This is a genomic window from Arthrobacter zhaoxinii, assembly GCF_024385505.1.
GTDB classification, from domain to species: Bacteria; Actinomycetota; Actinomycetes; order Actinomycetales; family Micrococcaceae; genus Arthrobacter_B; species Arthrobacter_B zhaoxinii.
In genome coordinates, this window is record NZ_JANFLT010000005.1 from 841,774 (window position 1) to 865,736 (window position 23,963).

At 66.8% G+C, this 23,963-nt stretch carries 20 protein-coding genes, 1 tRNA gene and 1 pseudogene; 7 read left to right on the top strand and 15 right to left on the bottom strand.

Going from position 1 to position 23,963, the window contains the following annotated elements; all coding sequences use genetic code 11:
* The first annotated feature begins 54 nt into the window (after positions 1-54).
* Positions 55-696 (top strand): hypothetical protein, encoded by a 642-nt coding sequence (locus NNX37_RS11340; RefSeq protein ID WP_255792774.1) that lies wholly within the window; start codon positions 55-57, stop codon positions 694-696.
* Positions 697-785: 89 nt separating this feature from the next.
* Here NNX37_RS11340 and NNX37_RS11345 read toward each other — a convergent pair.
* The 10 genes from NNX37_RS11345 to NNX37_RS11390 all read right to left on the bottom strand — a co-directional run bounded on the left by NNX37_RS11345 (position 786) and on the right by NNX37_RS11390 (position 10,745).
* Positions 786-859 (bottom strand) — tRNA-Pro (locus tag NNX37_RS11345).
* A gap of 347 nt (positions 860-1,206) precedes the next feature.
* Complete coding sequence (der, locus tag NNX37_RS11350; protein WP_255792776.1) at positions 1,207-2,769, bottom strand: ribosome biogenesis GTPase Der; 1,563 nt, start codon at positions 2,767-2,769, stop codon at positions 1,207-1,209.
* 168 nt (positions 2,770-2,937) lie between these two features.
* Complete coding sequence (cmk, locus tag NNX37_RS11355) at positions 2,938-3,639, bottom strand: (d)CMP kinase (protein ID WP_255792777.1); 702 nt, start codon at positions 3,637-3,639, stop codon at positions 2,938-2,940.
* A complete protein-coding gene (locus NNX37_RS11360) occupies positions 3,636-4,745 on the bottom strand; it encodes a prephenate dehydrogenase (protein ID WP_255792778.1) in 1,110 nt (369 codons plus the stop codon). Before NNX37_RS11360 ends, cmk begins: the two co-directional genes overlap by 4 nt.
* Positions 4,746-4,748: 3 nt before the next feature.
* Positions 4,749-5,951: a pseudouridine synthase gene (locus NNX37_RS11365; protein WP_255792779.1), complete on the bottom strand. Its 1,203-nt coding sequence runs from the start codon at positions 5,949-5,951 to the stop codon at positions 4,749-4,751.
* A 24-nt stretch (positions 5,952-5,975) separates the two neighbouring features.
* Positions 5,976-6,617 (bottom strand): SMC-Scp complex subunit ScpB, encoded by a 642-nt coding sequence (scpB, locus tag NNX37_RS11370; protein ID WP_255792780.1) that lies wholly within the window; start codon positions 6,615-6,617, stop codon positions 5,976-5,978.
* Complete coding sequence (locus NNX37_RS11375) at positions 6,607-7,533, bottom strand: segregation and condensation protein A (protein WP_255792781.1); 927 nt, start codon at positions 7,531-7,533, stop codon at positions 6,607-6,609. The genes scpB and NNX37_RS11375 overlap by 11 nt, the downstream gene beginning before the upstream one ends.
* Positions 7,534-7,558: 25 nt before the next feature.
* A complete protein-coding gene (locus tag NNX37_RS11380) occupies positions 7,559-8,452 on the bottom strand; it encodes a ParA family protein (RefSeq protein WP_255792783.1) in 894 nt (297 codons plus the stop codon).
* A 114-nt stretch (positions 8,453-8,566) separates the two neighbouring features.
* Entirely contained in the window at positions 8,567-9,154 is a 588-nt protein-coding gene (locus NNX37_RS11385) for a GNAT family N-acetyltransferase (RefSeq protein WP_255792784.1), read from the bottom strand.
* 163 nt (positions 9,155-9,317) lie between these two features.
* On the bottom strand, positions 9,318-10,745 hold the full coding sequence (locus NNX37_RS11390) for a cation:dicarboxylate symporter family transporter (protein WP_255792785.1): 1,428 nt from the start codon (positions 10,743-10,745) through the stop codon (positions 9,318-9,320).
* Between the two features lie 132 nt (positions 10,746-10,877).
* Here NNX37_RS11390 and NNX37_RS11395 point away from each other — a divergent pair, with 132 nt between their 5' ends.
* The gene (locus NNX37_RS11395) at positions 10,878-12,500 is read left to right on the top strand and encodes a sensor histidine kinase (protein WP_255792786.1); all 1,623 of its coding nucleotides are present in this window, start codon (positions 10,878-10,880) and stop codon (positions 12,498-12,500) included.
* Positions 12,497-13,222: a response regulator gene (locus tag NNX37_RS11400; RefSeq protein ID WP_255792788.1), complete on the top strand. Its 726-nt coding sequence runs from the start codon at positions 12,497-12,499 to the stop codon at positions 13,220-13,222. The genes NNX37_RS11395 and NNX37_RS11400 overlap by 4 nt, the downstream gene beginning before the upstream one ends.
* Before the next feature lie 15 nt (positions 13,223-13,237).
* Here the strand turns inward: NNX37_RS11400 and NNX37_RS11405 are convergent, their stop codons facing one another.
* The gene (locus NNX37_RS11405; RefSeq protein WP_255792790.1) at positions 13,238-15,154 is read right to left on the bottom strand and encodes an AMP-binding protein; all 1,917 of its coding nucleotides are present in this window, start codon (positions 15,152-15,154) and stop codon (positions 13,238-13,240) included.
* Positions 15,155-15,340: 186 nt separating this feature from the next.
* Between NNX37_RS11405 and NNX37_RS11410 the strand changes: the two genes are divergently transcribed.
* Genes NNX37_RS11410 through NNX37_RS11425 form a run of 4 tightly spaced genes read left to right on the top strand, consistent with a single transcriptional unit; the run spans position 15,341 to position 19,620 of the window.
* Positions 15,341-16,024: a GntR family transcriptional regulator gene (locus tag NNX37_RS11410; RefSeq protein WP_255792791.1), complete on the top strand. Its 684-nt coding sequence runs from the start codon at positions 15,341-15,343 to the stop codon at positions 16,022-16,024.
* The gene (locus NNX37_RS11415) at positions 16,021-17,538 is read left to right on the top strand and encodes an MmgE/PrpD family protein (protein ID WP_255792792.1); all 1,518 of its coding nucleotides are present in this window, start codon (positions 16,021-16,023) and stop codon (positions 17,536-17,538) included. Before NNX37_RS11410 ends, NNX37_RS11415 begins: the two co-directional genes overlap by 4 nt.
* Positions 17,539-18,444, top strand: a complete 906-nt coding sequence (prpB, locus tag NNX37_RS11420) for a methylisocitrate lyase (protein ID WP_227933236.1) — start codon at positions 17,539-17,541, stop codon at positions 18,442-18,444.
* A 42-nt stretch (positions 18,445-18,486) separates the two neighbouring features.
* Positions 18,487-19,620, top strand: a complete 1,134-nt coding sequence (locus NNX37_RS11425) for a bifunctional 2-methylcitrate synthase/citrate synthase (protein ID WP_255792793.1) — start codon at positions 18,487-18,489, stop codon at positions 19,618-19,620.
* 207 nt (positions 19,621-19,827) lie between these two features.
* Here the strand turns inward: NNX37_RS11425 and NNX37_RS11430 are convergent, their stop codons facing one another.
* The 4 genes and pseudogenes from NNX37_RS11430 to NNX37_RS11445 form a co-directional block, all read right to left on the bottom strand.
* Positions 19,828-20,313 (bottom strand): 8-oxo-dGTP diphosphatase, encoded by a 486-nt coding sequence (locus NNX37_RS11430; RefSeq protein ID WP_255792795.1) that lies wholly within the window; start codon positions 20,311-20,313, stop codon positions 19,828-19,830.
* Complete coding sequence (gene xerD, locus NNX37_RS11435; protein ID WP_255792850.1) at positions 20,313-21,275, bottom strand: site-specific tyrosine recombinase XerD; 963 nt, start codon at positions 21,273-21,275, stop codon at positions 20,313-20,315. Before xerD ends, NNX37_RS11430 begins: the two co-directional genes overlap by 1 nt.
* 303 nt (positions 21,276-21,578) lie before the next feature.
* Positions 21,579-22,240, bottom strand: a pseudogene (locus tag NNX37_RS11440) (NUDIX domain-containing protein).
* Positions 22,241-22,242: 2 nt separating this feature from the next.
* A complete protein-coding gene (locus tag NNX37_RS11445; RefSeq protein ID WP_308206314.1) occupies positions 22,243-23,937 on the bottom strand; it encodes a CTP synthase in 1,695 nt (564 codons plus the stop codon).
* Positions 23,938-23,963 lie beyond the last annotated feature (26 nt).

Consider the following 23,963-nt stretch of genomic DNA (forward strand, 5'->3'; position numbering starts at 1 on the left):
GAACGTAGCCGCGCCGGCAAGGCAGCTCCGAAGAAGCGATTCCGGGAGGAACAAGTGACACCCAAAGAGACGCTGGAACCCGGGGACGGCCATACGCTTCCGCGCTATCGATGGTGGCAGCTGGTCTCGCGTTCCCTCTTTCATCTGCAGCTCACCGGCGAGGACGGTGCACCGGAGATCTGGTCCGTAGAGGTCCGGCCCGGGGGTGATTCCGACGGCGAAGTGCGCGCGCAGCTCTACCGCAACGGGATCAACCAGGCCCGATCGAAACTTCCCGCGGTGTTCGCAGTGCCGGGTGGCGCCATCGAGGTCGAGGTCAGCATCTACGGGCTCAGACGCTGCCACTATGTGACGCCCGACGGGTCCGAGCGACAGCTTCTACCTGATCCTGCCTCGGCCGAAGGACTGCGCGCCCGACTGGAACGGACCAATCCGGCGCTGAGCCGTGCCGTTGGCATCGTATCGGCCAGCGTACTCGTGGTCGCGCTCGTGCTCGGCGTTCCGCAGATCATTGAGCAGATCATGCAGCTCCCGCCCATCGCGGAGAACATCGGCACGTTCTCGAGCCCGTTCCAACTTCCGGCATCGGCGAACTTGGTGCTGCTGCTGGTAACGCTGGCAGCCAGCACCGAGCGCGCACTCCGGCTGCGCTACAACTGGGTCCTCGACGGCGGCTTCCTTGAGGGTGGTGACTAGAGCATCGGCCGGGCTCTGCGGCAGGCTCAGCCCGGCACCCGCTTAAACGACAAAAGCCTGATGAAACTTCCGTTTCATCAGGCTTACCGTCGGGTTGACAGGATTTGAACCTGCGACCCCCTGACCCCCAGTCAGGTGCGCTACCAAGCTGCGCCACAACCCGCAGTTCTTCCGGAATCTCTCCGGCTGAACCACCTCAAATACCTTACACCACAACCGGCGAATCCGTCGCATCGAGGCTCGCGGGCGTTGCGGGCACCGGCGTAGCCAAAACAGAGCGCGCACCAGCTCCCCCGCTTCCCGGCCGCGCTGCTTGTACAGATAACGGGCTTATCCCAGCTGGATAGCCCCGTTATCTGTACAGTGATGAGCCACCGGACTCCCGGGCCGCTGCCACAGCCCCGAAGCCCGCTGTCGCAGCACCGCAGCCTGCACCCCCGCAAACGCAGAAACCCCGGCCCCGCTCCCCCGACAGGGAGAACGGAACCGGGGTTCACGAGGCCAAGAGACTTAGCGCTTGCTGTTCTTGCCGCGCTTCTCGCGCACACGCATGCTGACCTCGATGGGCGTGCCCTCGAAGCCGAAGGTTTCACGAAGCCGGCGGGTGATGAAGCGGCGGTAGCCGGGATCCAGGAAGCCGGTGGTGAACAGCACGAACTTCGGCGGACGCGAGGAAGCCTGCGTGCCGAAGAGGATGCGGGGCTGCTTGCCGCCGCGCACGGGGTGCGGGTGGGCTGCCACGAGCTCGCCCAGGAAGGCGTTGAGCTTGCCGGTGGGGATGCGCTTGTCCCAGTTCTCCAGGGCGGTATCCAGTGCAGGAACCAGACGGTCCTTGTGCCAGCCGGTCTTGGCCGAGATGTTCACGTGCGGGGCCCATTCAACGTGGGCCAGGTCGCGCTCGATCTCGATCTTCAGGTAGCGGCGTCGTTCGTCGTCGAGCAGGTCCCACTTGTTGAAGGCGAGGACCAGTGCGCGGCCGGATTCGATGGCCAGCTGCAGGATGCGGACGTCCTGCTCGCTGAGGACTTCGTCCACGGCCAGGAGCACGACGGCGACCTCGGCCTTCTCCAGGGCGGCCTGGGTACGCAGCGAAGCGTAGAAGTCGGCGCCCTGGGCCATGTGCTGGCGGCGGCGGATACCGGCGGTGTCGACGAAGCGCCAGGTGCGGCCGCCGAGTTCGATCATTTCGTCCACCGGGTCGCGGGTGGTGCCGGCCGTGTCATCCACGACCACGCGCTCGGAACCGGCCAGCTTGTTCAGCAGCGAGGACTTGCCCACGTTCGGGCGGCCGATCAGGGCGATGCGGCGCGGGCCGCCGGAGCGGTCCAGGCCGCCGTAGGCGGAGTACTCGGGCAGCACGTCGAGGACGGCGTCGAGCATGTCACCGGTGCCTCGGCCGTGCAGCGCCGACACCGGGTACGGCTCGCCGAAGCCCAGGCCCCAGAGGGAGGAGGCGTCGGCTTCGTTCTGGATGTCGTCCACCTTGTTGGCGACGACGACGACGGGCTTGCCCTTGCCGCGCAGCATCCGCACCACGGCCTCGTCAGTGGCGGTGATGCCGACGGTGGCGTCGACCACCAGCATGACGGCGTCGGCGTGGTCGACGGCGATTTCTGCCTGGTCAGCCACACGGGCGTGGATGCCTCGGGCGTCGTGCTCCCAGCCGCCGGTGTCAACCAGCGTGAAGTTCACGCCGTTCCAGGTTGCCGGGTAGGACACCCGGTCACGGGTCACGCCGGGGGTATCCTCGACGACGGCCTCGCGGCGGCCGAGGATACGGTTCACCAGGGTGGACTTGCCCACGTTCGGGCGGCCAACGATGGCGACCACGGGATCCTGGCGCAGCGGTGCGTCTTCGTCGTATTCTTCGAAGCCGCCGGCGAGCAGCGCGGCGTCTTCTTCATCAAGCTCATAGTCGTCGAGACCGGCGCGGAGGGAACGGGCGCGGATATCGGCCTCGTCGTCGTCCAGTGCCGCCAGGCGCTCGTCGATGGAGTCTTCTCCGGACGGGATGTACTCGTCCGTGGAGGTCCCGTCACCGGCGGTGTCGTCGTTGAGAGGTTTTCCGTTCATTGAATTGCTTTCTTTCCGTTGAGGTCTGCAGCACTGCGTACAGGCCGTCGCCGGACGTTCAGCCCGGTAAGTGTGAGGGAGGATCGCTGCGGCGTTTCCGCCGGATGTCCTCCTCCCATTGAAACACGGGCGGGTGCCCGTAGTTGGTGCCGGGTTCCCGGCAGGGAGTTAGTGGGTGCTGGTGAAAACGACTTCCAGTACCGCGGAAACGGTCTCTTCGAAGTCCAGATCGGAGGAATCGATGGTGACGACGCCGTCGGCTGCCTGCTGGAAATCCACCACGGTGGAGTCCTTGGCGTCGCGGACGAGGACCTGTTCCTTCAGCGCCGCGGCGGTCTGCGTGCCGCCCAGTTGGATGCCGCGGCGGCGAAGCCGTGCTTCCTCACTGGCGGTAAGCAGGATCCGGACCTCGGCATGCGGGGCCACCACGGTGGTGATGTCCCGGCCTTCGGCAACAATCCGCAGACCGGAGTCCCGGATCAGCTGCTGCTGGCGGCGGACCAGCTCTGCACGGGCACCCAGCGTCGTGGCGACGGCGCTGACCGAAGAGGACACGACGGGTTCGCGGATGGCGTCGGTGACGTCGCGTCCGGAGACCCGGACCCATTCCTCGTCCGGGGACAGGCTCAGGGCAATGTCGGCGTTTTCCGCCGCGGCTTCGACGGCCACGGAGTCCGTTAGGTCAATGCCGGCCTCCATGCAGGAGAGCGTGACAGCGCGGTACATGGCTCCGGTGTCAAGGTACGCAGCATGCAGGCGGCGGGCTACTTCCCGGCTGATGCTGGATTTGCCCGAACCCGACGGTCCGTCAATGGCCACCACCAGCGGTTTACCCAGCCGGAACTGGGCCGGATTTACATTTGAACTCACTGCACTACCTTCCACCCGCGGGCGCTTAATTCAGAAACAAGGTCATTCACCCGGCCGGGCAGGACGGAGATTTCCGCCCGTCCCACCTGGCGTCCGGAGGCATGCTCCAGGCGCAGGTCTTCCAGGTTCACACCGATCTCACCGATCTCGGTGAGCAGCCGGCCAATCTGGCCCGGGGTGTCATCCACCAGCACGGTGAAGGACACAAAGGTCTGCGCCGGCCCGCCGTGCTTGCCCGGAATCCGGGCCTGCCCCGCGTTGCCTTCGGCAATCAGCTGCGCCATGTCCAGACGCGCACCGTCCGCCACCGGATCCTCGAGCGTGCGGATCAGCCGGTTCAGGTCCTCGCGGACCCCGTGCAGGATCGGCACCAGACGGCCGGCGTTGCCGCTGAGGATCTGCACCCAGAGATTCGGGTCACTGGCGGCAATCCGGGTCACGTCGCGGAGGCCGTTGCCGGACAGGGCGAGCGACTGCGGCGGGGTTTCCTGCAGCCGGCTGGCCACCAGGGAGGCCATGACCTGCGGCAGGTGCGAGGTCAGCGCCACGGATGCGTCGTGCTCCTCGGCGGACATCCGGGACACCACGGCACCCAGGTCGAAGGCGAGGGCCTCGGCACGGCGCACGGCGTCCGGGGCAGCTTCCTCCGGAGGGCAGATCACCCAGGGCATGCCGTTGAACAGTTCCGCCCGTGCAGCCACCGGCCCGGATTTCTCCCGGCCCGCCATCGGGTGCGTCCCCACGTAACGGCTGAGGTCGGCGTCGCGCTCCCGCAGGTCAGCCAGGACGGCGGACTTGACGCTGGCAATATCGACGACGACGGCGGCCGGCCAGTCCTTCAGCGCTGCCGCAGCCAGGGACGCGGTGACGTCCGGCGGCGCGGCAACAACCACGAGTGACGGCTCGAAGCCTTCGCCTGCGGTACTGAGCAACCGTCCGGCACCGATGTCGCGGGCCACGGCCTCTGTCGAGGGAGACAGGTCCGAGAGCACCACATCGGCACCCCGGGCCGAAAGCCCGAGGCCGATACTGGTGCCCAATAGTCCCGTGCCGATAATCAGCACGGATCCGGACAGGTGGGTGCCCCCGTCAGCGGCAGCGGCCATTCGCTACAGTCCTACGGAGGCGAGCAGGTGTCCGACCTCGCCGCGGCCGAGGACGCGGATGCTGCCCTGGCGCTGGTCGCCCAGGCTGATCGGGCCGATCTTGGTGCGGACAAGGCGCTCCACCGGGTGGCCGACAGCGTCGAACAGCCGGCGGACAATGCGGTTGCGGCCCGAGTGCAGGACTACCTCAACCAGGAGGTGGCCCGGGGTGGAGTCGACGAGTTTGAAGGAATCAACCTTCTGGAAGCCGTCTTCCAGCTCAATGCCTTCCCGCATCTGTGCGCCCACACCGTGGTTCATCGGTCCGCGGACCTGCACCAGGTAGGTTTTGGGCACTTCGTAGGAGGGGTGCGTCAGCCGGTTGGTCAGCTCGCCGTCGTTGGTCAGCAGCAGCAGGCCCTCGGTTTCGTTGTCCAGCCGGCCAACGTGGAACAAACGCTCGTTCTTGCTGGTGGACTTAAGGAAGTCGCTGATGCAGGGACGCCCTTCGGGGTCTTCCATGGTGGAGATGACGCCGCGGGGCTTGTTGAACACGTAGTACTTCTGGGTTTCATCCAGCTGCAGGCGCATGCCGTCCACATGGATGGCCACCGTCTCCGGGTCGACGCGGACGCCGAGCTCGGTGACAACCTGGCCGTCAACTTCGACGCGGCCTTCGGCAATCATTTCCTCGCAGACGCGGCGTGAGGCGACGCCGGCGCTGGCCATGACCTTCTGCAGGCGGACGCCTTCGGGGTTGTGCTGTTCGGAAATCACCGGGGCCGCGGGGCGGCGGGTGGTGGAACGGCGCACGGGGCCCAGGTTCTGGCCGAAGCGCTCCCCGCGGAAAGCGCGGTCGCCGCTCTTGCGCTGGCCTGCCTGCGGGCCGCCGAACTTGCCGGCACCGGACTTGGTACCGGACTTGGGAGCGCCGGTCTTGGGTGCACCGGTGCGGGCGCCACCGGATTTGCCGGTGCTGTTGCCGAAGGCCTTCACGGCGTCGGACTTGAACTTCTCGGGACGGGCGGCTTCGGGGCTGACGCTCCGGTAGCCGTTCGCGCGGTCTTCGCCGGGCTTCAGGCCCGATGCGGAGCGGGGTCCGCCGGTGCGGGGCGAGGAGGGCTTGGAGCCGCGGCCGACGCCCTTGCCGCCGGCGGGGCCACCGGCACTGCGTCCGCCGCCGCGCGGGGTATTGCGGCCGGATCCGGAACGGGGTGCTGGGGTCATGAGTAAGTCCTTTGGGTGTAGCGGTTAATAAGTAGTGTCTTCAAATTCGGCCAGGTTTTCCAGCCCGGGCAGGTGCGGTGCAATCTGCGGAAGCTCGTCGATACTGCCCAGGCCAAGCCGTTCCAGGAAGTACGGCGTTGTCCGGTACAGCAGCGAACCGGTTTCCGGTTCGGTGCCGGCGTCGACGATAAATCCACGCTGCACCAGCGTGCGGACCACCGAATCGACGTTGACTCCGCGGATCGCGGAGACCCGGGCCCGGGAGACGGGCTGCCGATAGGCAATGACCGCCAATGTTTCCAGTGCGGCCTGCGACAGCCGGGCACTCTGGCCTTCCAGTACAAACTTCGACACAACGGGCGCATAGTCAGCGCGGGAAAAAATCCGCCATCCGCCTGCAACATCGCGGAGTTCAAAACCACGCGGTGCGCCCTCGGGTCCACCCCCAGTATAGCCGTCATACTCCTGCTGCAGTTCCGTGAGGGCAGCGAGCACTTCCTGCTCCGGCACGCCGATCACGGAGGCCAGCAGTGCGGGGGCTGCGGGTTCGTCCACCACCATCAGCACCGCTTCCACGGCACCCTTCACACCTCCGGGCAGTGCATCAGCCTCATCGGTGCTTTCCCCGGTACCCTTCCCGGTACCGAAAGCCGGTTCAGCCGTCATGACCCTCCCCTTCCACGTTCGTGTGTTTCCCCGGGTGGTCCCCGCCGCCGGCGGGTTCCCGCTCGTATTCATCCACTCCGGCGAACCCGGTTTCCGGATCCGCATTCCCGGTCCAGGTGATGAGCAGTTCCCCCAGCGGAGTTTCCTGCTCAAAACTGACGGCCCCGTCGCGGAACAGTTCCAGCAGCGCCAAAAAGCGCGCCACGGCGACCGGACCGTCGGCGTCGGAGACCAGGACCGCGAACGTTGCGGCGCCTCCGCCGGTCAGGCGTTCGGCCAGGATCAGTGCCTGTTCCCGGACGCTGGTCTTAGGGGCATGCAGGTGTTCGAGCCCCACGGTCGGGGGCTGCTCGTCGTGCGGCTGCAGCGCACGGGCGGCAAGGTCGGCGAACTGTTCCGGGGTGGTGCGCCAGACAAGTTCCGGGAGCATTGCCGCAAAGTGCGGGTCCAGGGATACCTGCCGGGGGAAACGCTGCGCTTCATCTGACAGCCTCTCCCCCAACAGGGCGGCCATCTCCCGGAACGCCTTGTACTGCAGCAGCCGGGCGAACAACAGGTCCCGGGCCTCGAGCAGGGCAACGTCTTCCTCGTCTTCAACGTCCCCGGCCGGAAGCAGCCGTGCGGCCTTGAGATCCAGGAGTGTTGCGGCGATGACCAGGAATTCACTTGCCTCGTCGAGCGCCACCTCGGGCCCGGTTCCGAAGAGTTCGCGGATGTAGCCGAGGAACTCGTCGGTGACGGCCGCGAGGGCAATCTCGGTGATGTCCAGCTCGTGCTTGGAAATCAGGCCCAACAGGACGTCGAACGGTCCGGTGAAGTTTGTCAGGCGGACTTCGAATCCGGTGCGGGGTGCTGATTCCCCGGCGTCTGGTTCCCGGGGATCCGGTTCCCGGGCGTCCGGCAGCGCTGCGGTCAAGGGCACCGTCTCCGCGGACGCCCCCTTAGGGCGCGCCGCCGCGGGCAATCAGTTCCTTGGCGAGGCGGCGGTAGGAATCGGCGCCGGGGTGGTTGCCGGCATAGGAGGTGATCGGTTCCGCAGCCACGGTGGCGTCTGCAAACTTGATGGTCCGCTTGATGACCGTTTCGAAGACCTTGTCGCCGAAGGCTTCCACCAGGCGGGAAATGACCTCGCGGCTGTGCAGGGTGCGGGCGTCGTACATGGTGGCCAGGACACCGTCCACCTGCAGTCCGGGGTTGAGCCGGTCCTGGACCTTCTCGATGGTCTCCACCAGCAGGGCCACCGCACGGAGGGCGAAGAACTCGCAGATCAGCGGGATGATCACACCGTGCGCCGCCGTGAGGGCGTTGACGGTCAGCAGTCCCAGGGACGGCTGGCAGTCGATGAGGATGACGTCGTAGTCATCCGAAACCTTGCGCAGGGCACGTTCGAGCACCTGCTCGCGGGCTACCTCGTTCACCAGCTGGACCTCGGCCGCGGAAAGGTCGATGTTGGCCGGCAGCAGGTGGATGTTCTCGATGGAGGTTTCGTGAATCGCGTCGCGGATATTCACCTTCCGGTCCATCAGCACGTTGTAGACGGTGAGGTCGAGTTCGTGCGGGTTGGCGCCCATACCTGCGGACAGGGCACCCTGCGGGTCAAAGTCGACCAGCAGTACGCGGCGGCCGGCCTCGGCGAGGGCTGCTCCCAGGTTGATGGTGGAGGTGGTCTTACCGACCCCGCCCTTCTGGTTCACCATCGCGATGATCCGGGCAGGACCATGCGAGGTGAGGACGGGAGGCTCGGGGAATACCGTCAGGGGACGACCCGTAGGGCCCATCACCGTTTCGGTTGCGATTGCGTCCTGCAGAGTTGATGAACTCTGATCGCTGCTCACGTATAAATCCACGCTTCCATATCTAGCTGTGCTGCGGGCTGTCTTCGTCAAGGTTACAGCCGCACAACGGCCATCCCGCTAATCAGGGCCGCGGCGACCGGCGAGCCTTGACGCTCAAGTAGAGGTCGAACGTTGCGGCCGCACCACCGCATGGAGGTGCATATCGTGCCAGCCGTCGGCATGCCGCAGGGCGCTGCGCTTGGTTCCCTCCAGGTCGAAGCCCGTTTTCCGGGCTACCCGGCAGGAGGCCTCGTTGCGGACCGAATGGGAAAGCTGCAGGCGTTTGAGGCCCACCGTCCCGAACGCCCAGCTTTTCAGCGCCTGCACGGCGCGCGGTGCAACCGACTTTCCCCGTTCCGCCGAAAGCATCCAGTACCCCAGCTCGCCGTCACCTTCGTAGAGGTTGATCCGGCTTAGCGCCGCCCGCCCCACGACTCTGCCGTCACCGGCACACACCGCCCAGTTGGCCCCGGTCTCTTCCTGCCACCGGACTCCCCAGCGGCGGGTCCACTCAACGGCCTCATCCTCGGTCGACATCGACCGGCGGTTGTAGCGCGAGATGCCCGGTTCGCTGTACGCCTTCAGCACCACCGCGGCATCGGCTGCGGCCCAGGGACGCAGGAACAGGCCGTCTGCATCGAGAATGGGCTGCTCCTCTCGGTTCAGCGTCCCCCGCGGCAGATACGGGGCAAGTGCTGTCATCGAAAAACCACCGTTACGTTGAGCGGGAAGTGAGGACCATTATCCACGCCGTGGCTTGCCGTGCCGGAAGCAGCGGCGGCACGGCAAAAAGGAAACGCGCCCCGCCCCCGGGTCAGCCGGGGCGGGACGCGTTCTTCGGTGCTGCCGGTTCTGATACTCCGGGTTAGTGCCGCGTCCCGGCGGACGCGCCGGGAACTGCGGTGCTGCCTGCCGGGCCGGGCACCGTTGCAGCCAGTTCAGCGGACTCCGCCGTCTGGTGCGGTTCGTCGGTGCCGGCGTCGACGTTCATGCTTGCCTCGTCGAAGGGACGCTCGCGGTTCAGGACCGCATTGACCTGTTCCTTGTCGATTTCCTTGGTCCAGGTGCCGATCAGCACGGTGGCGACGGCGTTGCCTGTGAAGTTGGTCAGCGCACGGGCTTCGGACATGAACCGATCGATGCCGACAATCAGGCCCACGCCTTCGATCAGGTCGGGGCGGTGGGACTGCAGGCCGCCGGCCAGGGTGGCCAGGCCGGCGCCGGTGACGCCGGCGGCACCCTTGGAAGCCACGATCATAAAGACCAGCAGGGAGATCTGTTCACCCAGTTCCAGCGGCTTGCCCATGGCCGAGGCAACGAACAGTGCGGCCATGGTCAGGTAGATGGCTGTTCCGTCGAGGTTGAAGGAGTACCCCGTCGGAACCGTCACGCCGACGACGGGCTTGGAAATACCCAGGTGCTCCATCTTCGCGATCAGGCGGGGCAGGGCCACCTCGGAAGAGGAGGTGGAGAAGATCAGCAGGTATTCACGGCCCAGGTAGCGCATGAGCTTGAAGATGCTGAACCCGGTGACCAGCTTCAGCAGTCCGCCCAGGATGACGACAATGAAGAGGATGCAGGTGATGTAGAAGGCAACCATCAGGGTGGCCATGCTCACGATCGCCTGGATGCCGGTCTCGCCGACGACGGCGGAAATGGCACCGAAGGCTCCGATGGGAGCCAGCCACATGATCATCATGAGGATGCGGAACACCAGCGCCTGGATGTAGCCGATCCCCTTGAGCACCGGCGCGCCTGCGGGGCCCATCTTCTGCAGGGCAAAGCCGACCAGCAGGGCAACAAACAGGGTCTGCAGAATGGACTCACCGGTAAGCGATGCCAGCAGCGTGGTGGGGATGATGCTCAGCAGGAAGCCCGTCATCCCTTCCCCCTCCTCGGGAGCGGCCGGAGCGGCACCGCTGGAGGCCTCCAGGTCCAGGCCTTCGCCCGGGTGGATCAGGTTGCCCACCACGAGGCCGATGGCCAGGGCGAAGGTGGACATGATGATGAAGTAGCCAAGCGCCAGGCCGCCCACCTTTCCGACCGTGGCTGCTTTGGCGATTGATCCGATGCCTAGGACAATGGTGCAGAAGATGACGGGGGCAATCATCATCTTGATGAGGTTGATGAACCCCGTCCCGAGGGGCTTCAGACCCTTCGCAAACTCGGGGGCAAGGAGACCGAGCACGGCACCGAGCACCACCGCAGCGATGACGGCGATGTAGAGGAAATGTGTTCTGTCCCGCTTACGGCTCTTCTGTGAACCGTCGTAGGGATTAGCGGCAGCTGCCATGGCGGTACTCCTTGATGCGTTTGGTCGGCTTCCATCTTCGATGATGATGTGATCACAGTCACCCTTGTGTTCATACTGTTCTCAACACCACCGCTTACGCCCTCGCAAGGAACCGCAATCAAAGGACCGAATGTGCACCGAGGCAGCCTGGCCGGCCGGCTGTTCCTGGCCCAGCTGGGCTTCATCCTGTGTGCCTCGGGCGGGATCGCCTGGGGTCTGTACCAGCAGGCGGAAGAGAACACCTACGACGAAACCCGCTCACGGATGCTGGCCGTAGCCAAGACCGTGGCCGCCGGAAGCGCGGTTCGGACCGCCGTCGACTCCCCCGACCCCGCCGTACTGCAGGGCTACGCCCGCGAGGTGATGGAGCGCGTCGGCGTGGACTTCCTCACGATCATGGATACCGACCGGACGCGGTTCACACACCGGAACCCGGACCAGATCGGCAGGCCCTATATCGGTTCCGTGGATGCCGCCCTGGCCGGGGAGAGCTTCACAGAGACGTACACGGGGACGCTCGGCCCCTCGGTCCGCGCGATCACTCCGGTGTACGACGACGCCGGCACCGTCACCGCGCTCGTCGCCGCCGGCATCACCGTGGACCGCGTCGGCATTGCCCGTGACGCCCGGCTGCCGGAACTGTTTGCGATTGACGCAGCCGCCCTGGCGGCGGGAGCCGCGGGTTCTTATCTGCTCAGCCGGTATCTGCGCCGGGCCACCGCCGGACTGGGTCCTGCCGAACTCATGCATATGTACGCCTTTTACGATTCGGCTCTGCACTCGGTGCGTGAGGGGCTGCTGCTGCTCAATGACCGGGGACAGCTGGTGCTCTACAACGATGAGGCCGCCGTTCTGCTCGGCCTGCCGCCGGCAGGCACCTCTGCTTCGGACCAGGAGCTCCCGGACCTCCCCGCACCGCTCGCTTCCCTGCTGCGCTCGGGCCGGGATGCCAAGGAGGAAATCCATCTCACCGGCGAGCGCATCCTGGTGGTCAACCAGTCTGCCGCGGTGTCCGCGGGACAGCATGGCCGGCGTTTCGGTACCGTCACCACCCTGCGGGACTCCACCGACGTCGAATCCCTGACCGGAGAGCTCGCCTCCATGCGCACGCTCGCCGAGGCCCTGAGTGCCCAGGCCCATGAACATGCCAACCGGGTGCACACCCTGGCCTCACTGATCGAACTGGGGCGCAGCGACGAGGCCCTCCGATTCGCCACTGCGGACCTGGAGCAGTCCCAGCACCTCAACGACGAGGTGCTGGCGGCAGTGGAGGAACCTGCGGTGACCGCCCTGCTGATGGGCAAGACCGCACAGGCCCGCGAGCGCGGCATCGCCCTGGACGTCGAGGTGGAGCCGGCAGCCGAGCGGTTCACCGGAGCAGGCCTGGACCCGGTGGAACTGGTGACCATCATCGGCAATCTGCTGGACAATGCCTTCGACGCTGCGGAGCACTCCGTGATCCTGCACCTGGGCAGCGGCGACGGCGGACTGCTGATCGAGGTGCAGGATGACGGCCCGGGGGTCGACCCGGACATACTCGAACATATATTCGAACAGGGATTCAGTACGAAGGAACTGCAGGGGGGACGGGTGCTGGCCGGCCGCGGGATCGGATTGGCACTGGTCCGCCAGGCAGTAACCCGGCTGGGCGGCACCATCCGGGTGCTCAGCGGCTCCGGGGCCTGCTTCAGCGTAGAGCTCCCCGTGCAGCCCGGGGACCAGGTTCCGGGCTCCCTCGCTAAGGCAGCATCGTGACCCGGCACTCCCCCGGGTCCGACGTCGGCGTGCTGGTGGTCGAGGACGAGGAAATTCCCGCCGAGGCCCACGCGGAGTATGTCCGCCGGGTGCCGGGATTCCGGTTGGCCGGCGTCGCCCGCACCGGAGCGGAAGCCCTGGAGGCGCTGAAGACCGCAGAGTCCGCACCGGTCGGCAGCGAAGCGCAGATCGGCCTGGTGCTGCTGGACATGAACCTGCCGGACCTGCACGGCCTGGACCTGCTGCGCCGGATCCGCGGGGCAGGACTCCCCGTGGATGTCATAGCCATTACCGCGGTCCGGGACCTGGCAGTGGTCCGCAGTGCTATGTCCGGAGGCATTGCCCAGTACCTGATCAAGCCGTTTACGTTTTCGGCCTTCAGCGCCAAGCTCGCCGCGTATGCCGAGTACCGGCGCCGCATAGACGAGCAGGCGGTGTCGACCACGCAAAGCGAGGTGGACAGTGCGTTCGCCGCCCTGCGTCCCGCCGTCGCCGGCCCGCTGCCCAAGGGCCTTTCCGGGGAGACCCTGGAAGCCGTCGCGGACCTGCTCAAACGTGCCCGGACGCCGCTCTCCGCCTCCGAGGCCGCGGACGCCCTGGCCATGTCCCGGATCACCACGCGCCGCTACCTGGAGCACCTGGCGGACCAGCAGTCCGTGCTGCGCTCGCCGAGGTACGGCACCCGGGGCCGGCCGGAGCTGGAATACAGCTGGCGCTGGTAGGGGCGCAGGGCCGGGTTAGGGAACCGGACGCAGCACCGCGGTCAGGGCCTCCAGCACGCCCGGGTCCTCGATGGTGGAGGGCACGGTGTGCGGGACGCCGTCGGCGATCTGGCGCATGGTCTTGCGCAGCACCTTCCCGGACCGGGTCTTGGGCAGGGCGTCCACCACGTACACGTCCTTGAAGTCCGCCACCGGGCCGATCTGCGAGCGCACCCGGGCCACGAGCTCGGCACGCAGCACCTCGGCGTCGATCTCCGTACCGGCCTTCAGCACCACGTAGCCGGAGGGACGCTGGCCCTTGACCGGATCCGCGATGCCGATCACTGCGGCCTCGGCGACCGCCGGATGGGAGCCGACGGCCTGTTCCATGGCACCGGTGGAGAGCCGGTGGCCGGAGACGTTGATGACGTCGTCGGTGCGGCCCATCACGAACACATAGCCGTCCTCGTCCACATACCCGGAGTCACCGGTGGCGTAGTAGCCGTCGAACACCTCCAGGTAGGCGGCACGGTAGCGTTCGTCGCTGCCCCACAGAGTGGACAGTGTTCCCGGCGGCAGCGGCAGCTCCAGGGCGATGTTGCCCTCGGTCCCGGCGGGCACCTGCCTGCCGTCCGGTCCCAGGATCCGCACGGCAAACCCGGGAACCGGCACGGTGGGTGACCCGGCCTTGACCGGCAGTTCCTCCAGGCCCACGGGGTTGGCGCAGATGGCCCAGCCGGTCTCGGTCTGCCACCAGTGGTCAATCACCGGCACGCCCAGCGCGGTCCCGGCCCATTCCAGCGTGGCCGGGTCAAGGCGCTCGCCGGCGGCAAAGAGGTGCCGCAGCCGTGAGAGGTCGTAGCGGCCGGGTTCGACGGCGTCGGGGTCGGCTTTCCGGATGGCCCGCAGCGCGGTGGGCGCGGTGAAGAGGACATCGACGCCGTGCTCGGCCGCCACCCGCCAGAACGCCCCCGCATCCGGAGTGCCCACCGGTTTGCCTTCGTACAGCACGGTGGTGGCGCCGGCGATCAGCGGGCCGTAGACGATGTAGGAGTGGCCCACCACCCAGCCGACGTCCGAGGCCGTCCACATCACCTGCCCCGGACCCACTCCGTAGATGTTCTCCATGGACCAGGCCATGGCCACAGCGTGGGAGCCGTTGTCCCGCACCACGCCCTTGGGCGAGCCGGTGGTGCCGGAGGTGTAGAGGATGTACAGCGGATCGGCGGCGGCCACGGGGACCGGGCCGGCGGGCAGCGCATCTGCGGCGAGCGCGTCCCAGTCATGCCAGGCCGCCCCTCCCGCGCCGTCGAACTCTTCACGCGTTCCGTTGAAGCCGGTCCGTTCGGCGACGACGACGGCGGCCACCCGGTGGGTTGCGGTTTCCAGGGCCTCGGCGACGGCGGGCAGGTATTCGACGGCCCGCTTGGGTTCGAGTCCGCCGCTCGCGGTGACAATGACGGCGGGTTCGGCGTCGTCGATCCGGGCGGCGAGTTCGCGCGGGGCGAATCCGCCGAAAACCACGGAGTGGACCGCACCGAGCCGGGCGGTGGCCAGCATGGCAATCACGGCTTCGGGGATCATCGGCAGGTAGATGATCACGCGGTCCCCCGGCCCTACCCCCAGCCCGCGCAGTACCCCGGCGAAGCGTTCCACCTCGGCGAGCAGTTCGCGGTAGGTGTACGTACGGCTCGTCCCGAGCATTGCCGAGTCGTAGATCAGCGCCTCGGTGTCTCCGCGGCCGGCGGCCACGTGCCGGTCCAGCGCGTTGTAGGAGGTGTTGAGTTCCGCCCCCGGATACCAGGAGTACAACGGAGCGTTGGCGTCCTCCAGGGCACGGGACGGCGGCGTGTCCCAGTCCACCAGTGAAGCGGCAGCGAGCCAGAACCCCTCGGGATCGGAACTGCTGCGCTCATAGGCCTGTGCGTAGGCTCCGGTGCTCTGCACGTCCATGAATCCTCCTTGATTCCAGTGGGACCCGCCATGCTAGTTGACGCGTTCCGGGCCCCACAAGGGCGATTGTGTATACAGCGAGGCCTTCCGACTGCCTTCTGTGCGCTCCACAGTACGCATATGAGCCAGCTCATGTATACACTGACGGATAACGTGACGCAGTTATCAGTCGTGAGGAGGCGCACTATGCGGGCAAGTGACCGCGCGTACGCCGCCCTGCGGCAGGACATTGTGGACTGGCGCCTGCCGCCCGGCACCGTCCTGGGCGAAGTGGAGCAGTCCGCCCGCCTGGGCGTCTCCCGCACCCCTCTGCGTGAAGCACTGAGCCGGCTGACCGCTGACGGCCTGGCTGCCCCGCACAGCGGACGCGGCGTCGTCGTCACCGGCATTTCCCTGGACACCGTGGCCGAGCTCTTTGAGCTGCGGCAGGCCCTGGAATGCAAAAGTGCGGCGCTGGCTGCGGTACGCGGACAGGCACCGGTCTTCCGCTCCCTGGCACTCCGGTTCCGCGATGCCGGGGAACTGATCGGCAGCGGCGGAACGGATGCGGACCGCGGCGGCTATTACGAACTGGTCGCCGAACTGGACGCAGCCATCGACGCCGCCGCTGCGAATTCCTACCTCACCCAGGCGCTGGGCAACGTCCGCCTTCACCTCGCCCGCGTACGCCGCCTCGCCAAGGACAACCCGGAGCGGCTGCTGGAAACCGCCGGGGAACACGCCACCATCGCAGCCGCAGTTGCAACAGGCGACCCGGACCTGGCGGGCGCCTCCGTCTCGGTCCACCTGCATAAGAGTCTTGAACACCTTCGATCCGCCCGGATCGCCACCCCGGAAATCACCACCCCTGAGATAAGGACAATCCCTTGAACCTGAACAAAGTACGGGTCTACCGCAGCGACGAAAAACTGGCCCGCGAAGACCAGCTGGCCTACAAGATTGCCAAGGTTGCCGCCGATCCCGTTGAAGTCACCGACGACGTCACGGACATGGTCATCAACCGCATCATCGACAACGCCTCCGTGGCCGTCGCCTCCCTGAACCGCGGCCCGATTGTCGCCGCACGTGCCCAGGCCCTGTCCTTCTCCCCCTCTGCCCACGGCAAGGGCGCCTCCGTCTTCGGCGTGCTGGCCAAAACCTCCCCCGAATGGGCCGCCTGGGCCAACGGCGTGGCCGTGCGCGAACTGGACTACCACGACACCTTCCTGGCCGCCGAGTACTCCCACCCCGGAGACAACATCCCGCCCGTCCTCGCCGTCGCCCAGCACACCGGCGCTTCAGGTAGGGACCTGATCCGCGGCATCGCCACCGGCTACGAAATCCAGGTCAACCTGGCCAAGGCCATCTGCCTGCATCGGCACAAGATCGACCACGTGGCCCACCTCGGCCCGTCCGCCGCCGCCGGCATCGGCACCCTGCTGGGGCTCGACGTCGACACCATCTTCCAGGCCGTCGGCCAGGCCCTGCACACCACCACCGCCACCCGCCAGTCCCGCAAGGGCGAGATCTCCACCTGGAAGGCACACGCTCCGGCGTTCGCCGGCAAGATGGCCGTCGAGGCCGTGGACCGGGCCATGCGCGGCCAGACCTCCCCCACCCCCATCTACGAAGGTGAAGACGGCGTCATCGCCTGGCTGCTGGACGGCCCCGACGCCGCCTACGAAGTGCCGCTGCCCGAGGACGGCGAGGCCAAGCGCGCCATCCTGGACACCTACACCAAGGAACACTCCGCCGAATACCAGGCCCAGGCCTGGATCGACCTGGCCCGGAAGATCAACGCCGAGCACCCTGAGGCAGCGGATGCGGCCAACGTGGAAAGCGTCCTGATCGCCACCTCGCACCACACCCACTACGTGATCGGCTCCGGCGCCAACGATCCGCAGAAGTACGATCCCACCGCCTCGCGTGAAACCCTGGACCACTCGATCCCGTACATCTTCACCGTCGCCCTGCAGGACGGCGCCTGGCACCACGTGGACTCCTACTCCCCCGAACGCGCCGGCCGGCCGGACACGGTTGCGCTGTGGCACAAGGTCACCACGGTGGAGGATCCGGAATGGACCCGCCGCTACCACTCGCTGGACATCAGCGAAAAGGCCTTCGGCGGCAAGGTCACCATCGTGCTGACCGACGGCACCGTGATCACTGACGAAATCGCCGTCGCCGACGCCCACCCGCTCGGCGCCAAACCCTTCACCCGCGAGCAGTACATCAACAAGTTCCGCACCCTGGCCGCGGGCCTGGTGTCCGCCGAGGAAATCGACCGCTTCCTCGCCACCGTCCAGCGCCTGCCCGAACTGGCCGCCGGCCAGCTGGACCAGCTGAACATCACCGCCGCCGAGGGTGTCATCAACCCCGCCGCCGCACCGAAGGGACTCTTCTAAATGCTGTACTCCTCCGTAACGCCCGAGGCCAAGCGGATTGCCTTCCGCGAAGGACTGGCCTCCGGCACCCTGCAGCAGTTCCCCGGGGCCTTCAACCCGCTCTCCGCACGCCTGATCGAGGAAAAAGGCTTCGACGGCGTCTACATCTCCGGCGCCGTCCTGGCCAATGACCTGGGCCTGCCGGACATCGGCCTGACCACGCTCACCGAGGTGGCCACCCGTGCCGGACAGATTGCCCGGATGACCAACCTGCCCGCCATCGTGGACGCGGACACCGGCTTTGGCGAGCCGATGAACGTGGCCCGCACCATCCAAGAACTCGAAAACGCCGGCCTGGCCGGCTGCCACATCGAGGACCAGTTCAACCCCAAGCGCTGCGGCCACCTGGACGGCAAGAACGTGGTGGACACCGACACCGCGGTCAAGCGCATCCGCGCCGCCGCCGATGCACGCCGGGATCCGAACTTCCTGATCATGGCCCGCACCGACATCCGGGCAGTGGACGGACTGGAAGCGGCACAGGACCGTGCCCGCGCACTGGTCGACGCCGGAGCGGACGCCATCTTCCCGGAGGCGATGAAGTCCCTGGAGGAATTCGCCGCCATCCGTGCCGCCGTCGACGTGCCGATCCTCGCGAACATGACCGAGTTCGGCAAGAGCGACCTGTTCACCTATGACGAGCTGGCCTCCGCGGGCGTGAACATGGTGATCTACCCGGTCACCCTGCTGCGCAGCGCCATGGGCGCCGCCGAACGCACCCTCGAGACCATCAAGGCGCACGGCACCCAGCAGGCCGATGTTCCCAACATGCTCACACGTGCGCGTTTGTACGAACTGGTGGATTATGAGGCGTACAACCAGTTCGACACGTCCGTTTTCAACTTCCAGGTTCCGGGCACACGCTAGGACCCGCCACTCATTTCCTGCACGACGAAGGAGTCAGCACCAATGACAGACACCCAGATCCACAAGGGCCTGGCGGGGGTACTCGTAGACACCACCCGCGTTTCCAAGGTCAACCCGGAAACCAATTCCCTGCTCTACCGCGGCTATCCCGTCCAGGAGCTCGCCGCCCGGTGCAGCTTCGAGGAGGTGGCCTACCTGCTCTGGAACGGTGAACTTCCCACCGAGGAACAGCTGACGGAATTCACCGACGGGGAACGCGCGCAGCGTGCCCTCACGCCCGAGCTGAAGGCCGTCATTGACGCGCTGCCCGTGACCTGCCACCCGATGGATGTCTGCCGTACCGCGGCATCCGTGCTGGGCGCGTCGCATGAGCAGGCCGGGGATTCCTCCGTCCAGGCCAACATGGACAAAGCCGTCAGCCTCTTCGCTGCCATGCCCGCCGTCGTCGCCTATGACCAGCGCCGCCGCCGCGGCGAGGACGTCGTGGAACCGCGCGACGACCTGGATTACTCCGCGAACTTCCTCTGGATGACCTTCGGCGAGGAAGCCGCCCCCGAGGTCGTCGAGGCCTTCAACGTCTCGATGATCCTGTACGCGGAGCACTCCTTCAACGCGTCCACCTTCACCGCCCGCGTCATCACCTCCACGCTCTCGGACCTGCATTCGGCCGTGACCGGTGCCATCGGCGCGCTCAAGGGCCCGCTGCACGGCGGCGCCAACGAGGCGGTCATGCACACGTTCGCGGAGATCACTGAGAGTGCGGCCGGCGGCGACGTCGCGGCACACGCTGCTGCCTGGCTGGACGAGGCCCTGGCGGAGAAGAAGAAGATCATGGGCTTCGGCCACCGGGTCTACAAGAACGGCGACTCCCGGGTGCCGACCATGAAGGCTGCCTTGGACAACATGGTCAAGCACTATGACCGGCCGGACATGGGCGAGCTGTACACGGCACTGGAATCGGCCATGGGTGAGCGCAAGAACATCCTGCCGAACCTGGACTACCCCGCCGGGCCCGCCTACCACCTGATGGGCTTCGACACGCTCACGTTCACACCGCTGTTCGTGGCCGCCCGGATCACCGGGTGGACGGCGCACATCATGGAGCAGCTCGAAGCCAACTCCCTGATCCGGCCGCTGAGCGAATACAACGGTGCGGAGGAGCGGCACCTGCCGTAGGTTTCGCTTTCCCGGGGTCCCTTGGGTCCCTTGGGTCCCGTCGGGGGCCCCGGAACGGCGGCAACGAAATTCCCCGCTCGCAGAGCTCGCAGGGAATATTAAAGCCGCCTTATCCGGGGTCCCCTGTGGTTCCCCAAGGCACCCGGGTGCCGGGTGCCGTTGCGCCTATACCGGGCATCGTGGCCTTCGAGCCGGTTGGTTCCCCCGCTAGGAAAAGTCGACGCTGGCTACGTTGACGTTGTCGGCAGCGATAGTGATGACAGCGTTGAAATAGTCGCCGGAGAGAAGGCGGGGCATCCAGAGGGCCGAGTCCGGCCACATCCTGGAATAGGGCAACTCCGTAGCCGGATACCAGGCTGGGAGGATCTCGTCAGTCTCCCCCGGTTCGCCGTCCCATCGGTGTGCACGGAACAGTACGGTCGACATGTCCAGGCCGGGCTGCGCCGGGAAGATCCACTCGATGGTTCCGGCACGCTGCAGGTCCTGTTCGGCGACGACGACGCCGGACTCTTCCTCCACCTCGCGCACTGCAGCCTGTTCGGGGGTTTCTCCGGGTTCGATATGGCCGCCCAGGGTGACGACCCGGCCCAGGCCGAAGCCGGTCTTCTTCAACCCCATCAGCACCTCCCGGCCGTCCTGCTCCGTTTCCCGGAACAGGAAGCAGAGGACAACGGGAGAGGCGCGGAAGTCCACTACAGTGCCCGCGGGTGGGCTGCGGCGTAGACCTCGCGCAGGGTTTCGGCGGTGACCAGCGTGTAGACCTGGGTGGTCGTCACCGAGGCATGGCCCAGCAGTTCCTGCACCACCCGGACATCCGCCCCGCCCTCAAGCAGGTGCGTGGCGAACGAATGCCGCAGGGTGTGCGGGGACACGTCCCGGCCGATGTCCGCCTTCTCGGCGGCGTTCTTCAGGATGGTCCAGGCACTCTGCCGCGACAGGCGTCCGCCGCGCGCATTCAGGAACAGGGCCGGGGTGCCCTTGCCCTTGGCCGAGGCCGCAGGGCGGCCACGCACGAGATACTCATCCAGTGCCCGGGCCGCATAGGAGCCCAGCGGGACCAGCCGTTCCTTGGATCCCTTGCCGAACAGCCGCACCACGTCCGGGCCCTTGGCAGGGATGCGTTCCAGCGACAGGTCATCCACGTCCAGTCCCACGGCCTCGCTGATGCGGGCGCCGGTGGAGTACAGGAACTCGAGCAGTGCCCGGTCCCGCAGCCCGGAGGGCGTATCCAGGGAGACCGCTTCGAGGATGCGGGTGACTTCGTTGACGCTGATGGCCTTGGGCAGGCGTTTGCCGGGCATGGGCGGGTGTACGTCCGACGCCGGATCGGCAGTAGTCATGCCCTCCAGCGCCCAGAAGCGGTGCAGTCCGCGCACCGCGACAATGGTCCGGGCGGCTGACCGGACGCTCAGGGCGGAGGCGCCGTCGGACCCTTCGGAGATGGACTGGGCAAACGCCGTGACGTCGTGACGGGTGATGCGGGAAATATCCTCCACGCCGCGGGCACTCAGGAAGCGGGCATACCGCAGCAGGTCCCGCCGGTAGGCATCGAGGGTGTTGAACGCCAGGCCGCGTTCCACGGCCATGTGCTGCAGGTAGCTGCCGATGGCCCGGCCGGCAGGCGTGGACCGGAGTTCATCCGCGGCCGACTGCATTGTCGCGGCACGGGAGCGCGCCGCGACTGCGGGTTTGGAGGCCGGTTTGCGTGCCGGCGCTGACTCCGGCGCAGCATCGGGCCTGCTTGCATCGGGCCTCCCTGCAGGTGCTGCAGCGGCCTGCGCCGGCCGCATCGAACCGGTCCGGTCCAGCTCGGCCAGGTCTGCGTCGCGGAGCCTGCGGGCCTCTTCCGATTCCAGATCCAGCTTGAGCGTGGGGTTCAGGGAGCCGTGCAGGTTTATGGCGATGGTGTCATTATTCGGAGAGCCGGCATCAGCGTCAGCGCTGGGCATCAGACTTTCCTAGCGCACCGGGCCATTGGCCCAGGAGGAGTGCTGTGAATGGTGTTCCGGCCACGGTGCATCGGCAGGACGCAGCCCCGGTACCCGTTGCTGCGGGCGACGGCGGCGGCCAGGACGGCGGCCACGGCGGAGGGGCTGTGCATGCGTCCCTGCAGGGCTGCCTGCACGGCGTCATCCAGGTCCACCCAGGCCGTGGTGATTTCGGCTTCCTCATGGGTCCGGGTGTGCCGCTGTTCCTCGGGAACGTCGGAGATGCCGCGGGCCAGGTAGATGCGGAGGGCTTCACGGGAGGAACCGGGCGAGAGGAACAGGTCCGCCAGGACCTGCCACTCGGCGGCCTGCAGGTCGGCTTCCTCCGCCAGTTCGCGGGCGGCGCCGACCTGGAAGTCTTCGCCGTCCACGTCCAGCAGTCCGGCCGGGATTTCCCACAGGGTCATCCGGACCGGATGCCGGTACTGGTTGATCAGCAGCACCTGGCCGTCGTCGTTCATGGCCAGGATGGCCACGGCGCCCGGGTGGGCAATGTAGTCACGGACCAGGGGTTCGCCGTCGTCGGTCAGGGTGAACTTCTCCTTGACCACGTCCCACACCGGACCGCTGTACACCGTTTCCGATTCCAGCAGCGGGCGCGGACTTTGTGCGTCGGCGAACCCCTGTGCCATGGCTAGGCCCGGCCGCTCTGGTGGGCCAGGGCGGCCTTGACGAGTCCGGCGAAGAGCGGGTGCGGACGCGTCGGACGGGAGCTGAGCTCCGGGTGGGCCTGCGTGGAGACGTAGTACGGGTGCACGTCGGCGGGAAGCTCGACGAACTCCACCAGTCCGCCGTCGGTGGTGGTTCCGGAGAACACCAGGCCGGCGTCGGCAATCTGGTCGCGGTACTGGTTGTTGACTTCGTAGCGGTGGCGGTGGCGTTCGGCCACCTCCGTCTTGCCGTAGGTCTTGGCAACCACGGATTCCGGTTCCAGCTTCGCATCCCACAGGCCCAGGCGCATGGTGCCGCCCATGTCGCCGCCGCCGGCAACAATGTCCTTCTGCTCGGCCATGGTGGCGATCACCGGGTACTGGGTATCCGGTTCGAACTCGGAGGAGGAAGCACCTTCCAGGCCCACCACGTTGCGGGCGTATTCAATGACCATGCACTGCAGGCCAAGGCACAGGCCGAGGGTCGGAAGCTTGTTCTCCCGGGCATAGGTCAGGGCGCCGAGCTTGCCCTCGAGGCCGCGGATGCCGAAGCCGCCGGGAACGCAGATGGCGTCCGCGCCGGCCAGGGCCTTGGCTGCACCTTCGGGGGTATCGCAGTCATCCGAGGGAACCCAGCGGATGTTGACCTTGGCCTTGTTGGCGAAGCCGCCGGCGCGCAGTGCTTCCGTGACGGAGAGGTAGGCGTCCGGAAGATCCACGTACTTACCGACGAGGGCAATGTCCACGTGGTGCTTCGGGTTGTGCACCGACTCCAGCAGGCGGTCCCACTTGGTCCAGTTGACGTCCTTGAACTTCAGGTCCAGGTGCTGGACGATGTACGCGTCCAGGCCCTGGGAGTGAAGCGTCTTGGGGATGTCGTAGATGCTCGGGGCGTCCGGGCAGCCGATCACAGCGTCAACGTCGACGTCGCACATGCGACCGATCTTGTTGCGCATGGCATCGGGCACCGGGCGGTCCGAGCGGATGACAATCGCGTCCGGCTGGATGCCGATGGACCGCAGGGCGGCCACGGAGTGCTGGGTCGGCTTGGTCTTCAGTTCCTGGGACGGGCCGATGTACGGCACGAGGGAAACGTGCAGGAAGAAGACGTTGCTGCGGCCGATGTCCTGGCGGACCTGGCGTGCCGCTTCGAGGAACGGCTGGGACTCGATGTCGCCTACCGTGCCGCCGATTTCGGTGATGATGACGTCCGGGGTCTTCTTCGCCTCGGAGGGCAGGCGCATCCGGCGCTTGATCTCGTCGGTGATGTGAGGAATGACCTGGACCGTGTCGCCGAGGTATTCGCCGCGGCGTTCCTTGGCGATGACCGTCGAGTACACCTGGCCGGTGGTCACGTTGGCGGAGCCGTCGAGGCTCTCGTCAAGGAACCGCTCGTAGTGTCCGATGTCGAGGTCGGTCTCGGCGCCGTCGTCGGTCACGAAGACTTCACCGTGCTGGAAGGGGTTCATTGTGCCCGGATCCACATTCAAATACGGATCGAGCTTCTGCATGGTCACCGCTATGCCGCGCGACCTCAACAGATGGCCGAGACTTGACGCTGTCAGTCCCTTGCCAAGTGAGGACGCCACGCCACCGGTGACGAAGATGTGTTTTGTCGTAGAAGACGACTTGGGAAACCTGGAATTTGATCGCTGCACCACGGAGTTCGAGCCTATCACCTTTTGTCGTTTCGGGTGGAACCTGC